At 53.1% G+C, this 18,440-nt stretch carries 12 protein-coding genes and 1 tRNA gene; 8 read left to right on the top strand and 5 right to left on the bottom strand.

What is annotated here, in order from left to right:
* The first annotated feature begins 5 nt into the window (after nucleotides 1-5).
* From Pr1d_RS06600 to Pr1d_RS06590, 3 genes are all read left to right on the top strand, one after another.
* Entirely contained in the window at nucleotides 6-1,340 is a 1,335-nt protein-coding gene (locus Pr1d_RS06600) for a dockerin type I domain-containing protein (RefSeq protein ID WP_148072795.1), read from the top strand.
* Nucleotides 1,341-1,737: 397 nt separating this feature from the next.
* Nucleotides 1,738-2,112: a GxxExxY protein gene (locus Pr1d_RS06595; RefSeq protein WP_148072794.1), complete on the top strand. Its 375-nt coding sequence runs from the start codon at nucleotides 1,738-1,740 to the stop codon at nucleotides 2,110-2,112.
* Between the two features lie 289 nt (nucleotides 2,113-2,401).
* Entirely contained in the window at nucleotides 2,402-4,195 is a 1,794-nt protein-coding gene (locus Pr1d_RS06590) for a CRTAC1 family protein (RefSeq protein WP_148072793.1), read from the top strand.
* A gap of 278 nt (nucleotides 4,196-4,473) precedes the next feature.
* Here Pr1d_RS06590 and Pr1d_RS06585 read toward each other — a convergent pair whose 3' ends face one another.
* Nucleotides 4,474-4,710: a hypothetical protein gene (locus tag Pr1d_RS06585; RefSeq protein WP_148072792.1), complete on the bottom strand. Its 237-nt coding sequence runs from the start codon at nucleotides 4,708-4,710 to the stop codon at nucleotides 4,474-4,476.
* 559 nt (nucleotides 4,711-5,269) lie between these two features.
* Between Pr1d_RS06585 and Pr1d_RS06580 the strand changes: the two genes are divergently transcribed.
* Nucleotides 5,270-5,371, top strand: a tRNA-Ile gene (locus tag Pr1d_RS06580).
* Nucleotides 5,372-5,612: 241 nt separating this feature from the next.
* Here Pr1d_RS06580 and Pr1d_RS06575 read toward each other — a convergent pair.
* Nucleotides 5,613-7,046 carry a J domain-containing protein gene (locus Pr1d_RS06575; protein ID WP_148072791.1) on the bottom strand — a complete coding sequence of 478 codons (1,434 nt, stop codon included), beginning with the start codon at nucleotides 7,044-7,046 and terminating at the stop codon, nucleotides 5,613-5,615.
* 844 nt (nucleotides 7,047-7,890) lie between these two features.
* Nucleotides 7,891-10,974, bottom strand: a complete 3,084-nt coding sequence (locus Pr1d_RS06570) for a DUF4332 domain-containing protein (RefSeq protein WP_148072790.1) — start codon at nucleotides 10,972-10,974, stop codon at nucleotides 7,891-7,893.
* Between the two features lie 254 nt (nucleotides 10,975-11,228).
* Here Pr1d_RS06570 and Pr1d_RS06565 point away from each other — a divergent pair, with 254 nt between their 5' ends.
* The 3 genes from Pr1d_RS06565 to Pr1d_RS06555 are packed head-to-tail and all read left to right on the top strand — an operon-like array spanning nucleotide 11,229 to nucleotide 14,785.
* Nucleotides 11,229-12,737, top strand: coding sequence for an MmgE/PrpD family protein (locus Pr1d_RS06565; protein WP_148072789.1), 1,509 nt, complete (start codon nucleotides 11,229-11,231; stop codon nucleotides 12,735-12,737).
* Entirely contained in the window at nucleotides 12,737-13,630 is an 894-nt protein-coding gene (gene prpB, locus Pr1d_RS06560) for a methylisocitrate lyase (RefSeq protein WP_148072788.1), read from the top strand. The genes Pr1d_RS06565 and prpB overlap by 1 nt, the downstream gene beginning before the upstream one ends.
* Nucleotides 13,631-13,645: 15 nt before the next feature.
* Complete coding sequence (locus Pr1d_RS06555; RefSeq protein WP_148072787.1) at nucleotides 13,646-14,785, top strand: bifunctional 2-methylcitrate synthase/citrate synthase; 1,140 nt, start codon at nucleotides 13,646-13,648, stop codon at nucleotides 14,783-14,785.
* Nucleotides 14,786-14,812: 27 nt separating this feature from the next.
* Here the strand turns inward: Pr1d_RS06555 and Pr1d_RS06550 are convergent, their stop codons facing one another.
* Nucleotides 14,813-15,409: a hypothetical protein gene (locus Pr1d_RS06550; protein WP_148072786.1), complete on the bottom strand. Its 597-nt coding sequence runs from the start codon at nucleotides 15,407-15,409 to the stop codon at nucleotides 14,813-14,815.
* A 163-nt stretch (nucleotides 15,410-15,572) separates the two neighbouring features.
* Here Pr1d_RS06550 and solA point away from each other — a divergent pair, with 163 nt between their 5' ends.
* Nucleotides 15,573-16,700 carry an N-methyl-L-tryptophan oxidase gene (solA, locus tag Pr1d_RS06545; RefSeq protein WP_148072785.1) on the top strand — a complete coding sequence of 376 codons (1,128 nt, stop codon included), beginning with the start codon at nucleotides 15,573-15,575 and terminating at the stop codon, nucleotides 16,698-16,700.
* Between the two features lie 270 nt (nucleotides 16,701-16,970).
* Here solA and Pr1d_RS06540 read toward each other — a convergent pair whose 3' ends face one another.
* A complete protein-coding gene (locus Pr1d_RS06540) occupies nucleotides 16,971-18,329 on the bottom strand; it encodes a hypothetical protein (RefSeq protein ID WP_168205092.1) in 1,359 nt (452 codons plus the stop codon).
* Between the last annotated feature and the right edge of the window lie 111 nt (nucleotides 18,330-18,440).

Here is an 18,440-nt window from a genome sequence, read left to right as displayed (position 1 = left end):
CTATCATGCTGCGAAATAGAGTTCGGATTCGAGCGGTGTACGCAGCGATTCTGGCCGTCAGCTTCGCTCCCCAGAGTGAAGCGCTCACGATAGATTTGCAATACCCTAGCAGCCCGTTGTTCTCCACTCTGCATGACCCTGTCGCCAAAGCGGCCATTGATGCAGCCGCTTTTGATCTGTCAACCGCTGTCACGACATCGCTCAGTGCAGTCACCACTGACGCCTATTCCGGCTCTAGTGGCGGAGCTGAAATTACCTTCGGCTTCGAGTTCAAATACCGTGATCCTCTCTCCAATACGGATGGGCATATTATCGTTCCAAACGCGACGATATCTTCCAATGTAGTGAATCTATTCGTCGGTGCCCGCAATTTGACAGGCAATACGCTTGGCGTGGGCTCCCCTGGTTTGGTGCAGCTTGATTATTCACAGTTTTCAGGGGGAGGGACCAACCCAAACGGCCTGCCAGGCGCCGTGTCAATTGCCGAATCGAAGGCCCAGGCCGCCTACAAGCGTGGTTCGGGTCCTGTCATTGGTACAGCGATGGGAAGCGCTACCTTGGGCAATGTGTCCGCCGACATTGACGTCGACTACGGCCTCGCCTACGGCAGTATTTCCTTCGATTGGGATAGCAACAACAACGGCGTGAAAGACACTGATACTCAGCTGAGCACCTACTGGCATTTCGACCACACGACCGCAGTTGCCGCCGGCAAGAACGATCTCTACTCGGTCGCCCTCCACGAAATGCTGCATACCCTGGGAATCGGTAGCTCGCCAACGTGGGATTCTAAGGTGTCGGGAACCAGTTGGACCGGTTCGCAAGTCCAGGCGCTCACAGGAAGTGGGGCGAACCTCATCGTGCCCCCCACAATGATGGACCCCATAGGAAGCCATGCAGCGTCGGGATTAATGAGCCGACGTATCAGCGACGGGGCTCAACAAGAGGTGGTCATCGATCCAAATATCACCACCGGCCAACGCAAATCGCTCACGGAACTTGATCTGGCTTTCCTACGCGACATCGGCCACACGACAGTCATCCCCAGTTTTCCTTCGCTCCCAGGCGACTTCAATGGCGACGGCGATGTCGACGCAGGCGACCTGACCACTTGGCGCAACTACTACGCCGTCAACGCCAATGGCGATGCCGATGGCGACGGAGACACCGATGGTCGTGATTTTCTCCACTGGCAGCGCAACTACACCGGCACATTATCAATTGCCGCAGTTCCTGAACCTAACTCCCTCGTGTTGCTCCTCACTTTAGCAACGGCATTGATTAGCCTCCGGCGTAGCGGCGGCCGGACAATATCTTCCCGGTTTGGTGACCACGGATAACACAGATAAAACTCTACGTGTGGTTGCTTAGATCGTCGACAGTAATAATGGATTGAATGTCAGCGCAAACGCCATGAGATCGCTCTGAAACAGTCTTGGCACGCGCTATCCTAACTGTGCCCATCCTTGTCATCCGTGGTTAATCAATAGGAGAACTTCTCTATGAAAAAAGAACTGATCCACCGAGAGCTGAGCGAGTCGATCTTCCGGTTTAGTGACCACGGATAGCGCAGATAAGCACGGATAAGACTCTATGAGTCGTTGCTTGAATCGTCGACAGTAAAATGGATAGACTGTGAGCGCAAGCGCGATGGAATCGCCCCGGAAGAGTCTCGGCTCGCTATCTTATCCGTGCCCATCCGTGTCATCCGTGGTTAATCAATAGGAGAACTTCTCTATGAAAACAGAACTGATCCACCGAGAGCTGAGTGAGTCGATCCTCGGTGCTTCGATGAAAGTGCTCAACACGTTGAAACCAGGGCTCGACGAGAAGCTCTACGAACGGGCCATGGTGATCGAGCTGAAGAAAAGGGGGCATCGCGTCGAGCAGCAAAAGGAATTTCCTGTACACTACGATGAGGAGCTCATCGGCACACTCATACCGGATTTAATTGTCGATGATTTGGTCGTCGTCGATCCGAAGGTAGTATCGGCGTTCCATGATACCCACATGGCCCAGATGCTTGGCTATCTGGCAATTACGAATCTGCGATTGGCGCTCCTGCTGAATTTCAAACACGCAGATTTGAAGTGGAAGCGAGTAGTCGTCTGATGCTCGCGCGCTGACCTGGCGACTAACGAATCGAATATCGGGAAGTGGTTTTTCGGCCTTCCCCTATTCTTTCTCACTCCGGCTTGCCACCATGTGGGGCAATACCACAGCAGAGCACGACTTCTCTTAGCTGATAGAATAGCCAACCATGCGCAAATGAACAATGCGACAAAGAGAAATGATGAATTCCTGTCCTCGCTTCTTTCTCTCCGTTCGGTTTTCTTTTCCGCAACCTATAAAATCTTGGTATGCTAGAGGCTGAAAACTCACTCTCAGTTTGGAGGTGCGCATGCGATTAACTAAATTGCCAAAATACTTCACATCCGTCATTGGTCTGGTCGGACTTTTTCTTACGCTCTCTGCGGACACTTCGCACGCTGACTTTACTCAAGAGCAAAGCACTGTCCTCAATAACGCGAACTTCGATTCCCGCAGCGCATCGCTAGCCGACATCGACAACGACGGGGACTTGGATCTCATGTTCCAAGGTAGCGTCGGAGCCCACCAACTCTTTCGCAATAACTTTGTTGGCTCGGGAGTACTGACCTATACGAATATCACCAATACAATCCCAACTGGTGACCTGGGTCCTTCCTGGAGTGCGGCCTGGGGTGACTACGACGGTGATGGCTTGGTTGACATCTTTATTGGGCAATCCAACATCGGTGGTTCCGGGGATGTACTCAAGAATAACGGCGTCGGAGGGTTCTCAAACGAGAGTATTTCTACCGGTCTCAATGATCCTGGATTCCATCAAAATGTTGCCTGGGCCGACATCAACAATGATGGTCTTCTCGATCTTCTCATTGGCATGGAAGGACCAAGTTCCACAGATGAGAAACACGAAATCTACCTCCAAGGTCCCGGGCAATCATTTACTCCCGTGGGGGCGGCAGTCGGTTTTCAACAAACCGAAGGAATCAAAGGCTATGGAATGGCAATCGGCGATACGGACGGAGACGGTGACTTAGACGTCTACATCTCAACTTGTCGTGGCAACAACAGCATCCGCAATAACTTTTATCAAAACATGCTCGTTGAGACCGGCTCACTCAGCTTCGTTGATATCGCTGACACCAACGGCACGCAATTAATGACCAATAGCTACGGCACCGAGTTCCACGACTTCGACGACGATGGCGATCTCGATCTCTTTGTCGTCGGGGCTGATCAGCAACCGAATAAGATATTTCGTAACAACGGTGGCAACATGTTTACGGATGTCGATACGATCACCGGGCATGACCTTATTTCAGATTACGCAGGTGATCTCAATGGAGGACGACCTATCGACTACGACAACGACGGTGATCTCGATCTGTTTTTCCACAATCATGGAAAAAATGGTTTTCAGGACAATGCTCGGAAACTGTATCGCAATGACGGCAATTGGGAATTCACGGATGTAACCGTCGCAGAGGGGGTCCATACCCTCAATCAAGGCGCCTACGACAGCACCTGGGGGGATCTCGATCTCGATGGCGATCTCGATCTCGTGGCGGCAACGGATAGCGGTTGGTTTGAACGTGTCTTTTTAAGTGACGAATCGACCAACGGCAATCACTGGCTCTTTATTGAGTTGGCTGGAACAAAAGAGAACACGACTGGAATCGGTGCATCGCTCTATGCCACGATCCATCAGGGAACGCCTCAAGAACGCACTCTCCGCCGCGAAGCCAATACGAGCCCCGGCACATTCAATCAAAGTGATCTCCCGGTTCACTTCGGTCTAGGATCAGCCACTCAGATCGACGAGCTACGCATTCAATGGCCCGATGGAACTAGCCAGTTCATCGAGAATGTGGCGGTCGATCAGTATCTCACGATCCAATCCCCAGGTGATTTTGATGGCGATGGAGACGTCGACGACGACGACCTCATCAGGTGGCAGACAGCTTACGGATCGAACGCGATGACAGATTCCGACCTGGATGGCGACAGCGACGGCCAAGATTTTCTCGCCTGGCAACGCAACTACGGCAAGGGGATCTCTCAACTAACTGCCGCGACGGCCGTCCCTGAGCCCACCTCAGTTGCGCTATTCCTTTTGGGAGCAATACCCCTACTAGCTCGCCCACGTTAGTCGCAATTCGAAGCCACAGCGCAGCAGAGCGAGTCTTTCACTGCGCTCACCCAGCCTATACCCAACCCGCTTCCTACGGCCGCCCCTGAGCGGCGTATGGCGAGTTTCCCCACGAGCAGCACAGAGGACATGCCAGGGGGTAAGAAGTTGGGGGAAATTGAGCGAACACCTTTTCCTCAATGTTGGAGTTCAAACTTTGGGTTGCTTTTCGTGATTTCTTATAAACACCCAAGACCGAACAGTAGCCGGATTCACAAGAATTCGTTGAAGAAAAGGTGTCAAGCTCCGTTTCCCGAACCGCCAATCTTGTCGGCGATGAACAGCAGGAATCCACCGGGGGCAAGAGTAGCCATGACGGCCAACCAGTTCCAGATATTGAAGGGGCTGAATATCGATAGGGCCTCCATGATCCCATCGCGAGCGGCAATTCCGATGAATCCAACCGCGATCAGCAGCACTCCTGCTGCGAGTAAGGCGTATCCACAAAGTCTGATGATGGTCGTCAGTGTCTTCATGGGGCTAAATCGTCAGGGTACACTCATTTAGCACGCAAGGGGTAAATTTGCTCTAAGAGCAAAATACCAGAAAAAATATTTGACTTATTGCTAGCGGCGCAGATAATTAGAGTGCAATACACAGCCAAGCGGTCATATTTATACGCCGCTTGGAGCTCAGGCCAGGAGGGGACTGGGTTTAGAAAAGCATGGATGCGGCTTCGCACGTCTTACAACGGCATACGGTCGCCATGATCGTATGCCGTTTTTTTGTTTGATTCGCTGCCAATGGGCAGCATTAACCCTTAGACGAAAGGAGAACGCATGAGAGAAATACCGGAGGAAACGTAGATCACTGACCCCAAGGAGGCCTGGGGGTCAGTGATCGCCCTTTGAGGGTTTCCTTAGATAGGATGCAGCACCATGCTAAGGCAAGGACTGCCCTGGTTCTACTTTACCCTGGCGAGGGACAAACTCGCTGCTATGGGCATCGGAAAAACCAGAAATTAAGGTTGCTTGTGTGAGCACCCATGCACGGATGGTAAGGACAGCTCTCAGGCCGTGCCCTGAGAGCATTTTTGGCAGGATGGCCGAGCGGCAAGGCAGCCGACTTATAATCGGCAGTCCAGGGCATGCCTAGCTAGCGAGTACCCTGGCGCGAGTTCAATCCTCGTTCCTGCCGTTTCAAAGATCGACATCTCACGCGTTTGGAGTGTACACAAATGATACGCAAACCTCAAATAGATCTCTTGGAAAGACACTAAGATTTTTTTGCTAGCGATTCTGCGGCCTTTGGAAGCAGCTTTCTGGCCCAGGAGGCTATTTCGCCGCAAACCGCTTCAATTGAGGCTGCTTGTTCTATTAGCCGCTTCTCCTGGGCTTCCTTAAACAAGGTGCCGAAATTGAAGCCACAGAACGTCGCATTAGCGAAGCGACCACTCGGTGTGATAGTCAATGGTGCGAGGCTTCGCTGGCGGCAAACGGAACTTCTCCATCGGCTGGCCGGTTGGTTGTGGTACCCAATTGTTGCTACCGTAGGTGGCTGGTAGTAATATCTTCTCTGGAGAGGAAACGTTTTTCCGAGAGAAACTGGGGGCAGATAGAACGCCGTCCGAACGAGATGGTAAATTAGTATTCTTTGTCCAGAGCCCGTTCATCTCGGACAGTGTTTTTCGCTGCTGCGGCTCGACCTTAAGCTGAAGTTTCGAAGGCAACGACTTCCCCCAGGACTTGCTAGTGACCGGATGATCAAGCTGCGCTGGCTGATGCATTCGCGACACATCAAGTGAGATGGCGGGATTCGGAAGTGCCAAGCTCTTGGTCGGCAGGTTAACGGACAACGGACTCTGGAAGCCCGTTGGCTTTGTGTCAAAGCCCTTGAGGCCAAAGTCAGGGAGCCCAGTTCCGATTCGTGTCGCGTGGTGGCTTTGCAAATCAAGTGGCCGCTTACGAGGAAACTTTGTCTGGCCCCAGTCAGGCAAAGCCGTGCGATGAGAAGTTTCGTTTATGGGTTTAAAGTCGGGAATTGATGCGTAGTTTTGAGTTTTCGGAATCGGTTGAATATCGGATACCCATTGGTGGTCACCAATCGCGCGAAATGCCGGCGTTTGGGTGTGATATTTGTGAGCCACATGCTTCTCTTCCCGGTCAGTAGCCGATTCCAAATCTGCCAAAGCTGCCGAGTGCTCCTCGGAATCGGGTGAGTTGCTCGGGCCCTTCTCGACAGGAATCGCTCGTTTTTGAGCAGCCGCGAGCGGGCCAAGTTCAGACGGTTCCTCGGCCGACGCACTTTCCAACGTGTTTTGAATTGTATCCGTCAGCGCCGTCGCAAGGTCGGCGCTACGACTCATGAAATCTGTGTAGGGATCAAATACAAAAAAGAAGGGTGCTTCATTCAAGTCGTCATCATCAGCGAAAACGGACCGCGATGCCTCAAGAAGCGGTGCCGCTGCACGGCTATCGCCACTTGTCTGACTGTTTGCAACGGACTCCAGGGCCGGTGCGCTGGCAACGAGAATCTTCTCGCGCCCGAAGGCCAATAGTAGCGCAGCCAGTGCTGCCGCAGCAATGACAGCCGTGAGCCAATGCCAAGAGAATCCAACGCGGGGCTTTGTTGGAGCAATGAATGGAAATTGATCGATCTCCCGTGGTTTCGCCGCGACGCGACGTTCGCACAGCCACTCATACGCAAATTGAATTTTCTTGAAGCGGGCGGCGGCGTAGGAGTCACCCTGATTACGATCCGGATGGTGCGAAAATACCATCCGGTAATACGCATCCCGAACTTCAGCGGCACTTGCATCGCAGTGCAACCCAAGCGTACGGTAGTGTTCGTGCGCGGGATCGTTTGCTTTCATGCGACCGCCATAGAAAGCCAAGTTAGAGAAAAGGAACCTCGCGATCGGATGCTAAGTTCCTTGAGAACTCACAAATCGCCCCTCGAACTAAGTGCAGAAGCACCATTTTACTGGGCGATAGTCGCGGAGTCAAACCTGTGCCAAACCTTCCTCGTAGGAGAAAAATGGCCGAAATTCGCTTAATTGATAAGGCCGACTATTAACATTAGCCAATTCAAAGCGGTCGGGAGGGCTCTGACCCATTCTCTTCCCCCGGCTAGGTTGCCGTCAGTATCTTCATCATAAAACCTCACAGCAATCGCATTCACTTGGTCCGGATGGTAAGGATGCTTCCATAGATGGCCCAAAAATCGTTGTGGAATTTCTCTCTGGCATGTTGATAATAGAACGTGCGATATGTAATAGCAGCGCACCAGCGGTCGCAAAGTATTGCGGGATTGCTCGCGCTAGAGCTGCGCGCTGAAGGATTTTGGCGGTTTGGGCGAGCAAGCAGCGGCTCTTTTAGTGGAGTTTTTTCTCAAAAACTCCATAAAAGTGAGAAGGAGGCGTTTTCGCATGTCTTTACTCTGCAAAGATTTGCGGCAATTCCTGACGAGCGAAACGAGTTATTTGTTTTTTGGGATTTTGATTTTCAAGAAACGGAGCGCGACAACACCACCCCGACGGTGCGCAGGAGTGAGATAGAATCATCCAGTTTTCACAGCCGCGAAACAGGAATGCCCAATGCCCAACTGACCACTGACCGCTGACCACTAACCCCACCAAACTAAGTTCTTTGACAATTTGAATTACTGCGCGACGCTTTCGGGCATCTGGAAGGGGCAAGCAACCAACCTTCTTGGCCTTACGCCGCTTCCAAAGGTCGCCCCTGAGCGGCGTTAGCAGCCCAGCGTTTGATCTTCCCTCGCGAGGGAGCATCCGTCGTCCGCAGAATTCGCTGGCCTTGCTTCGTGTCGCACAGCTTGCTGATTTGCCGTACCAGATCCTCGGTACGGGTGGCAGCGATTTGCTCGGGGCTGGTAAATCCGCAGGCGACCAACAACTGGGCGGCATAGCCGCGTAGCTCTGGTATCTGACAGACGAGCCGCGCCTGATGTTGCCAATCCGCGATCTTTCTCGCAGTAATGTGCCCCATATCCAGTTCCGCAGCCGTTGCCTCTGCATTGGCATTGAGCAAGTCGGCCACGATACGTATGCCTACCTGTTCGAGGTGCTCTGCCGTCTTAGGGCCAATGGCGGGCGCATCCTCGACATTGCTTTCGAGACTCAGAAAAAACCTGGGCACTCGGTTGTTCTGCTGTTTGGTTTCAGGCACGCGCAAGCTTGTTCCAGAACTGCCATTGGACTCAAATCGTGGAGTTGTTGCTTGCTTCATACCACTTGTCCATTTTCTTATCCTGGCGGCACGAAATCGAGCCGAGGATGCCGCGAACCTGCTGCCTCGATTTGATTGAAGAAACTCTGCGATGATCTCTGCCAACTCATCTGCACTTGCTGCTCGAAGTTGTTCATGGCTGGAAACGCCACAAGCCGCGAGTACTTGCGCATCGTTGAGTGACAGTCCTGGAGTGCAACACATGAGATCCATGTGTGCCTGCCAAAGCCTCACGGTCTCGGCAGAGATGCCGCGACGGTCGAGGCGACGGGCAATAACATCTGGATCGGCTTGCAGTAACTCACCAACCGTGTGGATCGCTATTTTCTCAAAGATGGCGGTGGTTTCGCTGCCAAACACCGGGAACTCGCCCAAGGTGCTTGCCTCGGTGAGGTAATAGTGAGTATCCAATTCGTCTGCACTGTTGCGGATTCGCAATACGGGTGTGAGACTGCCATCCTCAGTTTCGCGGACTACGCGTGTAAAGGTTGTCTCGGTCGTGGCAACATCAGGGACATACTTTTCCCTGCGGAGTTGTGCCAAATCGAATACTTGAGCATTCAGACTTTCGAATCTTCTTAAGGCGTCGAGGTCTTCGGTGAACACCAACATCTGTTGGTTGGTTCGCGCAAACTCCTCCAGCACACCAGCCATAGCAGCGCTGCCAGCTGAATCCTGTCGGAGAAAGGGCTCATCAAGAACGAGTGGCAAATGAATTCCCCGACGTGCAAAGGCTCCCATCAAGGCCAGGGTGAGCGAAAGATAAAGTTGATCGTGGGTTGCCGTGGAGAGTTCACGAAGTGAATAGCTCTTCCCCAAATGGTCGATAACTATCGGAGACCGTCCTCCTCGATCGAGTCGGATTTTCACAAACTGCCCATCGCTCAGTTGGGCTAACACATCCGAAGCACGCCAGACACTTTGTCCCGACACTCTGGTTTTCTCGGTCGGTTTGAGGGCCTTGCGAATGGCGATCTCAAGTCGCTCAAGCTCGAACTGTTGTTCCTCGATTGCTGAGTTGCCAACCAATCCAGCTCGCACTCGTTGAAGTTGCTGCCAACGGGAGTCGAGTTCGGAAAGTTCTCGCTGAGTACTCGTTTGCTGTTCTGACAATTCATCCTGCTTGCGTAACAAAGACTCATAGCGACTGCGCAAGTCGGTTTCCTGAACACTTCGCGGGTCATACCCCACCAGCAACGAGTCCGCTTCGCCAAGAAACGCGTGATGGTGATCACACTCGCAATGCCCAGTGATAGGTGGCTGGGGACGCAGAAGGGTATATTCATCGGCATGCCGCAACTCGTGAACCAACGATTCACGTTGTTCTAGGAGATGCTCCAGTCGTTCACTCAAATCAAACTGGGAACGCGCAAGTTGGCGGGACTCTGCCGTCAGTCGCTGTCGCTGCGATTGCCGTTCTTGCTCGGTAATCAAGCCACAGAGCGTGTAGACTTGCTGCCGTAGCATGGCTGCAACGGGCGAAAGCTTCCCGTGTGAGTCATGTCCCACACACCTTGTCGGCTCATTTGCACGAGCCAACAGTGCCACTTCCGCGTCGAGGTCGTCGATCAATCGCTCTAAGATTCCCACCGAAGCGCGGCTGTCTGCCAGGCAACTCACTCGCTCCGCCGTGCCGTCCGCACGTAGTTGTGCAAGCTCGGCGCGAATCGTCGCCTCACGCAATTGCAAATCTCCCAATGCCTTTCGGCATTGAGAAACTTCGGTTTCCAAGTGCTCGAGTTGTTCCCGAAGTTTCGTGTATTTATCCGAGTGTTTGGGCTGCTCCGCCACATTGGTCAGCGAGACTATTCGCAAACGGGCCTCGCTGTCGGCAATCTCGCCATGGATCCGCCCCAATTCAGCTTGGAGTGAATCGAGTTGTCCCCGGCGAGTGTCTATCAAAGATTCAAGTTGGACCAGTTCTTCCGACAAGACGCCACCTTCCTGGCGACGTGCGGAAAGATGTCTCTCGATTGATTCCGCAATCGCATCTCGCTGGCGGATAAGTTGCTCAACTTGACGTCGATCGACCGGAGATGATTCCGCTTCAGAAATTCCATTGCAGCAAGTGTGTGCGACTAGTGGCTTGCGAATCGACTCTTCGGACTTGGTTAACTCATCACAAAAGTCTCTGCTCAACAGCCATTCGACCGAGGGCGCTTGCGCAAAATCCACGGCTACGAGCGGAGCGATCACCTGAGGAGAAAGATTGCCTAGGAGTTTTTGTACGGTATCACCATCCACAGATTCACCATCGACTGCCGAGACGGTGAGGCGACTCCTACCTTCAGCATTCAAATGTCTGCGGAGTACAAAGCTTCCGCCCGGACTCTCGATGGCGAGTTCGCCCTCAGTCAGAGGCAAGGTTTGGCCGAACTGTTGTCGCCAATAGCTATTCGCTTTGCCATAGAGAAGATGAGTGGCGAGTTGGGCAACGGTACTCTTGCCGGCACCTGGCTTGCCAAAAAATACATTGAGTTGGGGATGGGTCGGATTGACATGCAAGTCGGGCCAGGCTCCCCTGCCGGCGAGTTTCAATTGAGTGATTCTCATGATTTCTTCCTTGAACTGAGCAATCTCTGGCCAAACGCGAGGCGCAGGCTTCCAAGCAGTCCTAGCTGGATTCAATTGCGGGGTATCGAATAGATGCTAGATACGCTGGCAACGTAGCGAATTGCCGCAAAAATCACAACACGAGCTTTATCTTCCGTCCGTGTGCTAGCACTCTCTTGCGTCCATTCGTTAGGATGGCAAAATCGATTCAGCTACCGCATAGCAACCAGTTAATTCACGCCGCTTGAGAAACCATGAACCTTCACACCGTCCGCGTTTTCCCGTCTGCTGACACCCCACCTAGGGAAGAGCAATTGGCTTGGAAATTCGCCGAGTTGGCAACCGAGGAAGTTCCCGTCGACGCGGATGTGGCTGAAATGGTTGCCAATCGATTGATTGACAACGCCGCGGTGGCCATCGGCGCGATCAATCGCTTACCTGTCCAGACAGCCCGGCAGCAGGCACTTGCCCATCCTCGTCGCGACGGGGCAACGCTTTTCGGAATAGCGAATGACCAGAAATTCTGTGCCGAGTGGGCAGCTTGGGCCAATGGCACAGCCGTGCGAGAACTCGACATGCACGACACATTCCTCGCGGCAGATTACTCCCATCCAGCAGACAATATTCCCCCGCTGCTGGCGGTCGCACAACAATGTGGTCGCAGCGGCGCCGACCTCGTACGGGGAATCGTGGCCGCCTACGAAATCCAGATAGCACTCGTGACCGGCATCTGCCTTCACAAACACAAGAAAGACCACATCGCCCATCTGTGTCCTGCCCAGGCAGCAGGAATTGGCGCAATGCTGCGTCTGCCGACCGAGACTGTCTACCAGGCGATCCAGCAAGCGGTACATGTCTCGTTCACCACGCGCCAATCACGTAAGGGCGAAATCTCAAGCTGGAAGGCCTATGCCCCGGCCCATGCAGTCAAGCTGGCGATCGAAGCGGTCGACCGGGCGATGCGCGGCGAGCGGAGTCCCTCTCCCATTTATGAGGGGGAGGACAGCGTTCTGGCTTACATGCTCGATGGTCCTCAGAGTGAGTATCAAGTCCCATTGCCTGAACCGGGCGAACCTCGCCGAGCGATTCTGCAGTCTTATACCAAGGAGCATTCTGCGGAGTATCAGTCTCAAGCGTTGATCGATCTGGCGTTTCGGATGCGCAGCAAAATAAAGTCTACCGCCGATATCGAACGCATTGTGATCCACACCAGTCACCACACGCACTTCGTCATCGGCACCGGTTCGGGTGATCCGCAGAAGTTCGATCCCCACGCTTCGCGTGAAACTCTTGACCATAGCATCATGTACATATTTGCCGTCGCACTGGAGGATGGTCGCTGGCACCACGTCGAAAGTTACACTCCCGAGCGAGCCAATCGCCCCGAGACAGTCGCTCTCTGGCGCAAGATCTCGACTGTCGAAGATCCCGAGTGGACTGTGCGCTACCATGCTACCGATCCATCAGCAAAGGCTTTCGGCGGTCGCGTCGAGATTGAACTCAAGAATGGCGAAACCATTACTGACGAGTTGGCCGTCGCCAATGCTCATTCCTTTGGAGAGAAACCCTTTGCCCACAACGACTATCTTCACAAGTTCAGCACACTAACAGAGGGAATGGTTGCCGCTGATGAGCAAGTTCGTTTTTTTGAACTCACCAGTCGGCTCTCAGATCTGACCCCTCAGGAAGTTGCGACTCTCAACGTGCAATTGCCTGTTGAGATCGTTGAGTCCAGCGAAAGAAACCAGGCAGGAATTTTTTGATGCTTACCTCAAAACTCCCTCCGCCCGAGCGGCGTTCTAGGTTCCGGCAAGAACTCGCTAGTGGCAAATTGTTGCGTTTTCCTGGTGCCTTTTCGCCCCTGGTGGCAATGATGATTGAACAACATAGGTTCGAAGGGGTTTACATTTCTGGAGCGGCCCTTTCGGCAGATCTGGGATTGCCGGATATCGGACTTACAACCCTCTCCGAGGTAGCCAGTCGATCGGAAGCAATCACGCGTATGATCAACTTGCCCACGATCGTTGATCTTGATACCGGCTTTGGTGAGCCAGCCAATGTAGCGAGGGCTGTCACAACGATCGAACGGGCAGGTCTTTGTGGGTGCCACATCGAAGATCAACTTTTCCCCAAGCGATGTGGCCATCTCGATGGGAAACAACTGGTGAGCACCGACGAGATGGTTCGCAAAATCAAGGCGGCAGCCGATGCGAAATCCGACTCGAATTTTCTCATGATTGCGCGAACCGATGCCCGTGGTGTTGAAAACCTGGATGCTGCCATCGAACGTGCGCAGCGATACGTCGATGCTGGTGCTGAAATGATCTTCCCTGAAGCACTGGCCGACGAGAGTGAATTTGCCAAGTTTCGCGCGGCTATCGATGTGCCATTGCTGGCAAACATGACTGAATTCGGCAAGTCGCAATTGCTCTCCACTGACCAACTCAGCAGCTTGGGGTACAATGTAGTGATCTACCCGGTCACCACTTTACGACTGGCAATGCACGCGATTGAAACCGGCTTGCAAGATCTGGCCTCCGCTGGCACACAGCAAGGTTCTGTCAACAGCATGCAAACACGCCAGGAACTTTATCAACTCTTGAATTACGAGAGTTATGCTGAGATCGACCGGAAACTATTCAATTTCAAGCTATGATGGTGGAATTTCGCAATGAGTGACTCGGATCAATACGTCGCCAAGAAGGGTCTCGAGGGAGTCGTCTTCGACAAGACTACGATTTCCCACGTAAACCCGGCGGAGAAATCGCTGTACTATCGAGGTTACCCCGTCGCCGAATTGGCGGCGAATTGCTCCTACGAGGAAGTAGCCTATGTGCTCTTTCACGGTGAGCTGCCCAACAAGGAACAGCTTTCTTCATTCTCCGAGCGCGAGCGAGCTGCCCGAGAATTGAGCCCTCAATTGCTCGAAGTACTGCAGCGGTTTCCAGCGACCGCCCACCCCATGGACGCAATCCGCACGGTGGTCAGCTATCTCGGCATGGAACCGGATTTCGCTGGTGTCGAAACGGCCGAGTCGGCCCTTGAGAAGGGCCTTTTGCTGTTGGCAAAGGTCCCGACGGCGATCGCTGCCACCCAAAGGCTGCGGCGTGGCGAAAAGGTGATCTCCCCTCGCCCCGATTTGTCACTTGCTGATAACTTCTTTCACATGGTATTTGGAGAAGTCCCTGCTGCCGAAACCGTCAAGGCATTCGACGGATCCCTGATCTTGTATGCCGAGCATAGTTTCAACGCCTCGACCTTTAGCGCGAGAGTAATCATCTCCACACAGTCCGATCTGTGCGGTGCGATAACAGGAGCGATTGCCGCGTTGAAGGGAAATCTGCATGGCGGAGCCAATGAAGCAGTGATGCTCATGCTACAGGAAATCGGTTCTCCCGAACGTGCAAAGACATGGCTTCAAGAGAAACTTGCAGCCAAGGAAAAGATCATGGGTTTCGGCCATCGAGTCTATCGCTATGGCGATTCTCGGGTCGAGACAATGAGTCGCTTTCGAGAACAGGTTGCCAAGCAATACGGCGGTCAGAAATGGGTAGACATCTCTGAAATCCTACAAGCCGAGATGATCTCTGCCAAGAAAATCTATCCCAATCTAGATTTCCCTGCGGGACCTGTCTATTACCTGATGGGATTTGATATTGATCTCTTCACACCTATCTTTGCAATGGCCCGTATGGCTGGTTGGGTGGCTCACGTTGCAGAGCAACTCTCCGACAATCGCCTGGTACGTCCCTTGGCAGAGTACGTCGGTCCCGCTCCAAGATCGGTTCCACCGCTGAGTGATCGCGATTGAATGGAGTTACGTTGCGTGAGACTGAAGCTATTCGTTTCCAAAGCGAAACATGAACTCACATCCTACGGCAACATAGGGTGGAATCAGCGCTTGTTGCCGAACCACGCGAGCAACTACCTGGATTGCTTGGCCCTCGCGAGGCGGAAACTGTAGTGCTAAGTAAGGGGCTTCGGTGCCCTCAGTCAGTGCCAGTCCAATCCCTTCGCGAGAGACATCGGTCATGATGATTCGGAGCGCGTCGCGCATCACGACAAAGTTGTTGTCCAACTCAATAGCTGAAACCATCAAGGGATTCACCACCCGAGCAGAACGCCGTCGGTTCATGGCGTCTTGTGGGACTGCTCGATTGGCAATCGATGCCAAATGAACTCGAATGTGTGCCGGAATTCCGGCAGAATCTCCAGTCTCGAATTGTTCCTCATGAATTCGCACAAGTGAACTCTGTTCTGAGAGCAGATCACCATCCGCGCAACCCAGATGACTTGCTCCACAACTCACACAGACCCAGAGGGAAGACTTTTCCACTTGGTTCGATGACAAGAGTGGCAGTTCACGCGAGCACTTTTCACAAGTGACGCTAGAAACTTCAGCTTCGGAGGGATTGGAGGCGGTCTCAAGGGCCATGGGTTGTTCCTTCAACGCTTTCTAAGGAAGTATTTGTCGGCTTATAATACTCTACTTCATAATACAGAATCCACTGACGTATTTCCTGAGTTATGAGGTGGATTTTCTTCTCCCGTTCAGCATGCGATTCCAATTCCTATTTTGACGATTGCAGGGTTTGCAAATGGCCGATTTCGAAGTGGTAGTTCTTGGATTAGGAGGGATCGGCAGCGCGACATTGCTTCACCTGGCACGTCGAGGGAAGCGAGTCCTGGGTATCGATCGCTTCATCCCACCACATTCCCATGGAAGTTCGCACGGACATACCCGGATCATTCGCCAAGCCTACTTTGAACACCCACAGTATGTCCCGCTGCTAGCCGAAAGCTATCGTCTCTGGAGAGATCTGGAGAAATTGACTGGCGAAAAACTCTATCACGAAATCGGTGTCCTGCAAGTTGGTCCCGAATCGGGCGTTGTAGTCCCCGGTGTACGACGTGCTGCCCAGCAGCACAATCTTGCAGTCGAAGAGCTCTCTCCACAGATCATGCGAAGTCGCTGGCCGGCCTTGTCATTTCCTGATTCGATGGCCGGCGTACTCGAAGCCCATGCTGGATATCTCCTGGTCGAAGAATGCGTGCGAAGTCAACTAGCCGCGGCGAAGGATGCCGGTGCCGAAGTACAGGCTCCTTGCGAAGTCTTGCGTTGGGAAGGTGGCAATTCCATTCGCATTCACACCGCGACTGGCATGATTACTGCCGAACGGCTAGTAATTGCCGCAGGCCCTTGGGCCAGCACGCTCTTGGGCGATCTCTATTTGCAACTCCAGGTCCGCCGCAAGAGCGTTTTTTGGTTCGCCGGCGCGAGTCACTTTTCAGCTCAAGCAGGATATCCGTGTTTCCTATATGAATTGCCGAGCGGTGTGTTCTATGGGTTTCCTCTGATCGGTTCTCAAGGAATCAAGCTGGCTAAGCACTCCGGCGGGCAGCGAGTCGAGAATCCACTTCAAGTCAATAAATCCATTGATGCCGAGGACGAAAAGAACATTGATGGGTTCCGGTCGCTTTATCTTCCTGACGTTACTAACCAACTACTCGAACACCAAACGTGTTTCTACACCATGTCCCCTGACGATCACTTCATTGTCGATCGCCACCCCCAGGCCAACAATGTCGTCTTTGCCGCTGGCATGTCGGGCCATGGATTCAAGTTCTCCCCAGTATTGGGTCAGGCACTAGCCGACCTATCACTCGACGGAGGCACCGATTTGCCGATTGACTTCTTGTCGTTAGAGCGGTTATCGACGCTGTGAATTCACGCTCTGCTGCGCTGGCGCTGCGGATCGCGGCTACCCTTCGCAAACTACTGACTTTTCTTGTCTCGCTTCAGCTTGCGTTTCTCCTTGGGAGTATGCTGTGCCTTTTTTTGTGCTTCCTTCTTACCTTTGTCTTTGCTACCACGATCGCCCATGATTAGAGCTCCTTGAGTGAATAAGACGTAAAGCCATAGAGTCTTCGTAACGAGAGAATAGCAGATCGGCGTGAGCAAGTACAATCAATTCCAAACAAGATTCTCGGTATCTTCACCACTTCCGCGGATCAGTGCGGGCGATGATATCGCTAACACCGGTTTGGTTAAAACCCTTGTAGCCATCGTTACGCTCAAGGATCTCGAGGTGGGAGCCAATAGCCCCTTCGCTACGAAATTGCTTGGCATCGTTCTCAGTGATCTGTCCAGCGGCAAGAGCGGCATCGATTCTTGCAGGATTGACCTGCCATCGTTCTCCTGTCGTAAAGGCCTGTCGTAGATGAGGGAAATCGGTAAATGGGGCCATGCTTTCGACTCCCACTTCGGCAAGCTGCTTTCTAGCGCGATCGAAATCGAACTGACATTCGAGATGATGCATGCCAGCCGAAAGGAACGCTTCTCCGTGGAGCTGGCACCATAATCCGACGGTACCCAGTTCAGCTCGCGGCGCGAGACCCAAGTGGGCGAAATCGCCAGCAACTTCCTCTGCGGACATATCTACATCCGCGAATACTACAATCCCGGCACCCGGTTGCTCCAGCACCTGGGCCCCCCAGCCTGCTTCGACACCAGCATAGAACCGTTCGCGGCAATGAAATCCAAGTCGTTCGAGCATTTCCACCAAGTGGTGAAAACATGCACGGCTCGAACGATAAGTGTGGTGGTCATGATTGGCCCAACCCATTCCCAGCTTCTGTTGCCTTTCGTATTGAACTCGCGCTGCGTGATTGCGGCTCTGCCAATACTCTCGCTCGGCAGCGAAGAACAGGTCGCACGCACGATTAGCACCGAGGTCCGCCACAGCCGTTTCGATCAGTGCCCTGGTGTAGGCATATCCAGCCTCAGCGTCAGCAAAATCGCGGACTCTCTCACAAAAAGTGGCAAGATGCTCTCTCGCCGTGGCGATATCCTCCTGGGATTCGGTAGTCAGATTGAAATCACGCCAGCCGTGCCTCTCCGCGACGATCAAACTAGTGTCATTCACTTGGGCGACCTCAAGTGTGCGGTACGCACTTCCAGGCTCTCCCAGAGGGTTGCCCTTAGGGACTGGATAATGAGCGGCGAAGTCGTCGACGCTTTCCACTTTGACCAGCAGGTTCGCCATCTCACCGTCTGTGAGCTTCACCACAGGAAAAATACCCTCATTGTGCGTCCAAATATTTTCCCCCGAATCGGCGAACCCCGTTTCGGCAAGTCTCTCCCGTAACGAGCCAAACCAATTTGCAGGGACAACAAAGGAATCGATCCAATCCTCCAAACGATTGCCCGTTTCATGGCGCAGTCTTTCTTCCAGAAGAGCGATTGACGGATTGGCAGCGACAAATTTCTCTAGAAGCTGAGCCACCAACCGAGCAGCTGTCGGTTGTCGTTCCCAGGTGAAAGCGGTCAAAGCGTCAATCGTGTTACTGCGCATAGTTTTCTCACTTTAGCTACTTAGGAGTTCACCAATCCTACTTTTCTGATATCTTCAGTGGCAACGTACCGCAATTTGCATCTTAGCATTATAGCCCAGGACTGGAAGACT

Origin of the sequence: Bythopirellula goksoeyrii (assembly GCF_008065115.1) — a bacterium.
GTDB classification, from domain to species: Bacteria; Planctomycetota; Planctomycetia; order Pirellulales; family Lacipirellulaceae; genus Bythopirellula; species Bythopirellula goksoeyrii.
This window is presented reverse-complemented; position numbering and strand designations above follow the sequence as displayed.

Excerpts from the sequence above, each read along its gene's own strand:
- Pr1d_RS06600 (WP_148072795.1), top strand. The coding sequence starts at position 6 with ATGCTGCGAAATAGAGTTCGGATTCGAGCGGTGTACGCAGCGATTCTG.
- Pr1d_RS06595 (WP_148072794.1), top strand. The coding sequence starts at position 1,738 with ATGAAAACAGAACTGATCCACCGAGAGCTGAGTGAGTCGATCCTCGGT.
- Pr1d_RS06590 (WP_148072793.1), top strand. The coding sequence starts at position 2,402 with ATGCGATTAACTAAATTGCCAAAATACTTCACATCCGTCATTGGTCTG.
- Pr1d_RS06585 (WP_148072792.1), bottom strand. The coding sequence starts at position 4,710 with ATGAAGACACTGACGACCATCATCAGACTTTGTGGATACGCCTTACTC.
- Pr1d_RS06575 (WP_148072791.1), bottom strand. The coding sequence starts at position 7,046 with ATGAAAGCAAACGATCCCGCGCACGAACACTACCGTACGCTTGGGTTG.
- Pr1d_RS06570 (WP_148072790.1), bottom strand. The coding sequence starts at position 10,974 with ATGAGAATCACTCAATTGAAACTCGCCGGCAGGGGAGCCTGGCCCGAC.
- Pr1d_RS06565 (WP_148072789.1), top strand. The coding sequence starts at position 11,229 with ATGAACCTTCACACCGTCCGCGTTTTCCCGTCTGCTGACACCCCACCT.
- prpB (WP_148072788.1), top strand. The coding sequence starts at position 12,737 with ATGCTTACCTCAAAACTCCCTCCGCCCGAGCGGCGTTCTAGGTTCCGG.
- Pr1d_RS06555 (WP_148072787.1), top strand. The coding sequence starts at position 13,646 with ATGAGTGACTCGGATCAATACGTCGCCAAGAAGGGTCTCGAGGGAGTC.
- Pr1d_RS06550 (WP_148072786.1), bottom strand. The coding sequence starts at position 15,409 with ATGGCCCTTGAGACCGCCTCCAATCCCTCCGAAGCTGAAGTTTCTAGC.
- solA (WP_148072785.1), top strand. The coding sequence starts at position 15,573 with ATGGCCGATTTCGAAGTGGTAGTTCTTGGATTAGGAGGGATCGGCAGC.
- Pr1d_RS06540 (WP_168205092.1), bottom strand. The coding sequence starts at position 18,329 with ATGCGCAGTAACACGATTGACGCTTTGACCGCTTTCACCTGGGAACGA.